The 3,095-nt window shown below is 68.9% G+C and carries 6 protein-coding genes; 1 reads left to right on the top strand and 5 read right to left on the bottom strand.

What is annotated here, in order from left to right:
• Together FXN61_RS48480 and FXN61_RS48475 are read right to left on the bottom strand one after the other, a co-directional pair.
• Positions 1-341 (bottom strand): ParB/RepB/Spo0J family partition protein (locus FXN61_RS48480; RefSeq protein ID WP_167980500.1); only part of this gene is annotated, 341 nt, incomplete at its 3' end.
• A 78-nt stretch (positions 342-419) separates the two neighbouring features.
• On the bottom strand, positions 420-812 hold the full coding sequence (locus FXN61_RS48475; RefSeq protein ID WP_223165908.1) for a CoA-binding protein: 393 nt from the start codon (positions 810-812) through the stop codon (positions 420-422).
• A gap of 119 nt (positions 813-931) precedes the next feature.
• Between FXN61_RS48475 and FXN61_RS48470 the strand changes: the two genes are divergently transcribed.
• The gene (locus tag FXN61_RS48470) at positions 932-1,357 is read left to right on the top strand and encodes a YciI family protein (protein ID WP_167980498.1); all 426 of its coding nucleotides are present in this window, start codon (positions 932-934) and stop codon (positions 1,355-1,357) included.
• Here FXN61_RS48470 and FXN61_RS48465 read toward each other — a convergent pair.
• The 3 genes from FXN61_RS48465 to FXN61_RS48455 all read right to left on the bottom strand — a co-directional run.
• On the bottom strand, positions 1,351-1,635 hold the full coding sequence (locus FXN61_RS48465) for a helix-turn-helix domain-containing protein (RefSeq protein WP_167980497.1): 285 nt from the start codon (positions 1,633-1,635) through the stop codon (positions 1,351-1,353). The genes FXN61_RS48470 and FXN61_RS48465 overlap by 7 nt on opposite strands.
• A 28-nt stretch (positions 1,636-1,663) precedes the next feature.
• Positions 1,664-2,116, bottom strand: coding sequence for a hypothetical protein (locus FXN61_RS48460; protein WP_167980496.1), 453 nt, complete (start codon positions 2,114-2,116; stop codon positions 1,664-1,666).
• 116 nt (positions 2,117-2,232) lie between these two features.
• Positions 2,233-3,095: PucR family transcriptional regulator (locus FXN61_RS48455; RefSeq protein ID WP_167980495.1), on the bottom strand; the 863-nt coding region annotated here is incomplete at its 5' end.

The following is a 3,095-nucleotide window of genomic DNA, read 5'->3' as shown; positions in this document are numbered from 1 at the left end:
CCGCGATGGCGCGGTCGGACCACTGCGGATGCGACCGCAGCAAACCGCCGGGCCGCCGCCTCGCGGTCGGCCGTGGACAACGTCGAGACGTTCAAGGACACGGACAGGCCGAAGACGTCCTCGGCAGGACCGTCGACGTACTCGACCTCGACGGAACGGCAACCGCGCAGCACCGCCGCCTTCAGGCGGTGGGCGCCGTCCACGACCTTCATCGTGGCGCGATGCACCACGATCGGTGACAGCCGTGCGTCAGAAGACGCCAGCGAACGAACGAACTCCTCGCTGCAGCCGCCGGTTCGCGGCGAGTCCGCGGGTCGCAGCGCGGCGATGTCGACGAGCATCCGAAACCAGCCCCCCAGCCGATTCGTCCCCGGAACCCCCAGATGGTCGGAGACGATCTGGGAAGGTTAGCCAGTCGTTCAACGAGAGCGCCACTCGATCGCCGGGCAGACGTCCATCACCATGTGCAGCCCGGCGTCCTTCGCACGCCGATAGGCCCCGTCGTCCACCACGCCGAGCTGGAACCACACGGCCTTCGCACCGATCGAGATCGCCTCGTCCGCGAACTGGCCCGCGGCCTCCGAACGGCGGAACACGTCGACGACGTCCACCGGGAACGGGATCTCCGCCAGCGACGCGTAGCCCTGCTCGCCGTGCACGGTCTCGGCCGACGGGTGCACGGGCACGATCTTCTTGCCGCGTTGCTGCAGGAACCGGGCGACGCCGTGGGCAGCGCGAGACGGGTTGTCCGCGAGCCCCACGATGGCCCAGACCTGGCAGTTCTCGAGGATCCAGTCGACGTCTTCGCGCATGCCACCGAGCCTAACCATGTGACGCCGGTCACAATTGCCTGAAGCCTGTCGAAAGACGCGGAAGCCCGATCGACGCGTGGGTAGAAACGCACCGGAGACACCAGGCAGAGGAGATCGAGATGCGGTTCATGGTCATCGTCAAGGCGACCCCGGAGACCGAGAACGGCCAGATGCCGACGACCGAAGAGCTCGCGGCCATGGGCAACTACAACGAGGAGCTCGTGAAAGCCGGCGTGATGCTCGCGGGCGACGGCCTGTACCCGAGCTCCAAGGGCGCGCGGGTCCGGTTCGACGACAAGGGCTCGACGAGCGTCGTCGACGGCCCGTTCACCGAGAGCAAGGAGCTGATCGCCGGCTTCTGGATCTGGGAGCTGCCGACCCTGCAGGACGCCGTGGAGTGGCTGAAGAAGGCGCCGTTCCAGAGCGGCGAGGTGGAGATCCGGCAGGTCCACGGCGACGAGGCGTTCGGCGACGCGTTGACGCCGGAGCTCAAGGCGCAGGAGGACCGGCTTCGCGAGCAGATCTCCGCCCAAACCGGTCAGTGAGTGTGCGGCAGCGGCACTTGCGGTGATGAGTGAGCGGTCAGCGCGACGCTCAGCGTCAGCAACGCACGCGGTGAGGTCGGACGGCAGCCGGTCAGCCGTTCGACCAACCGCAGGCGGTGGTCCAGCGTGCTGCGGTGGATGTCCAGCCGCCGCGCCGCCGCCGCACGGTTGCCGTCCTCGGAGATGAACGCCCGCAACGCGTCCAGCAACGGCTGCTGCGCCACCACGGGTTCGATCATGCGAGCCAGCCGCTCGGCCACGTGCGGCTGGCGCAGCACCGCGAAGTCCGCCAGGACGTTGCGCAGCTCATAGACGCCGGCCGGCGGCAGGACGCGATGCGCAGCACGTCCTCGGCCGTCGCGCGGGCCGATGCCCAGGTCGCGCCGGGAAGCCCCACGCGACAGCCATCCACACCTCGCCACCCAGGCGGTCGTGCAGCTCCCTGGCCAGCCCGACGTGCTCGTCCTGGGCACACGGCAGCAGCACGTAGCCGCCGCGGACGCCGTCGAGCACGAGCGCGTCGCCGTTGTCCCGCACCGCCTCCAGCACCTCGGCCGCACCGTCCTCAGTGGACGAGCAGAACGCGATCACCGCGTAAGCGAGGGCGAGGCCGTCGAAGGATCCGTTGTCGCGACCGGAAAGCAGGGTTCTGGCGAGCTGACGACGGGTGGCCACGTCCTCGATGGGCGGAAGGTCGTACGGGCTGAGGATGTCACGCAGCACGTCGTTGAGCAGCTTGCTGTCCAGCACGGTGGTCACGGGTCGCCTCCCTGAGGGCCCTACGGATGTCGCACCGGAACGTTAGGCAACTGTCGACAGTTGGCACAGGTGGCTTGAGGCAGCCTTAACGTTCACCCGCTGGTCGCTGAATCCGTTCAGCCCAAGGCGTTCGCGCGGCCGATGCCGATCGCCGTGCCGAGAACGGCGAGGTCACGCGGGTTGACCGGGCACAGTCCGGTGAGCTGCTCGACCTGCCACAACCGGTAGTCGATCGTGCTGCGGTGGATGAACAGCTTCTTGACAGCTACCGCCCGGTTGCCGTCCGCCTCGAGCAGGGCGAGCACGGTCTCGACGAGAACGGGGTTCGCCAGCAACGGCGCGACAACCTTGTCGAGCTCGTCCCGCACTTCCGGCGTCTCCACGAGCGCGCGCTCGAACAGCACGTCGTCGATCCGGTACACCCCCGGCGGCCGGCCCAGTGACGCGACCAGCGCGTCGATCTCGTCGACCTCCTTGCGCGCCAGGGGAACACGCGCGGCGGGCCGTTCCGCCACGCACAGCCACACCTCCCCGCCGATCTCCGCGCACACGTCCCGGCACAGAGGCAGCGCCGCCGCTTCGGCGAGCGGTAACAGCAGATGGCCAGATGCGGCGGAAAGTACGGTCCCACGCCGACGGAAAGCGCTTACCAGCCGATCTCCCCACGCTCCGCGCACCGAGACGACCGTGTAGAAAGCCGCAGCGCCATCAGGAGCGCCGCCGGCGAGCAACGCGTCCGCCAGTCCGTCGTCCTCCGTGCAGAACGCGGACATCAGCTCGGCGGCCAGCGCGGTACCGGCGGCGGCCAGTGCCCGAGCGTCACCGCCGTCGTCCAGCATGGCCTCGGTCAGCAACCTGTCGGTGGACCGCAGCGCCACGACGAGGCGATCGCCCTCTACGAGCACGCCATCGAGCTGTACCAGGCCGAGAACGACGACTACAGCACCGCAGGCGTGCTCATCAACCTCGGCCACCCGCA

The sequence above is a fragment of the Lentzea indica genome, from assembly GCF_012184385.1.
GTDB classification, from domain to species: Bacteria; Actinomycetota; Actinomycetes; order Mycobacteriales; family Pseudonocardiaceae; genus Lentzea; species Lentzea indica.
Note: the sequence above shows the minus strand (reverse complement) of the source record. Positions and strands in the feature narration are given on the sequence as shown.

Coding starts and splice junctions, on each gene's coding strand:
- FXN61_RS48475 (WP_223165908.1), bottom strand. CDS start 812: ATGCGCGAAGACGTCGACTGGATCCTCGAGAACTGCCAGGTCTGGGCC.
- FXN61_RS48470 (WP_167980498.1), top strand. CDS start 932: ATGCGGTTCATGGTCATCGTCAAGGCGACCCCGGAGACCGAGAACGGC.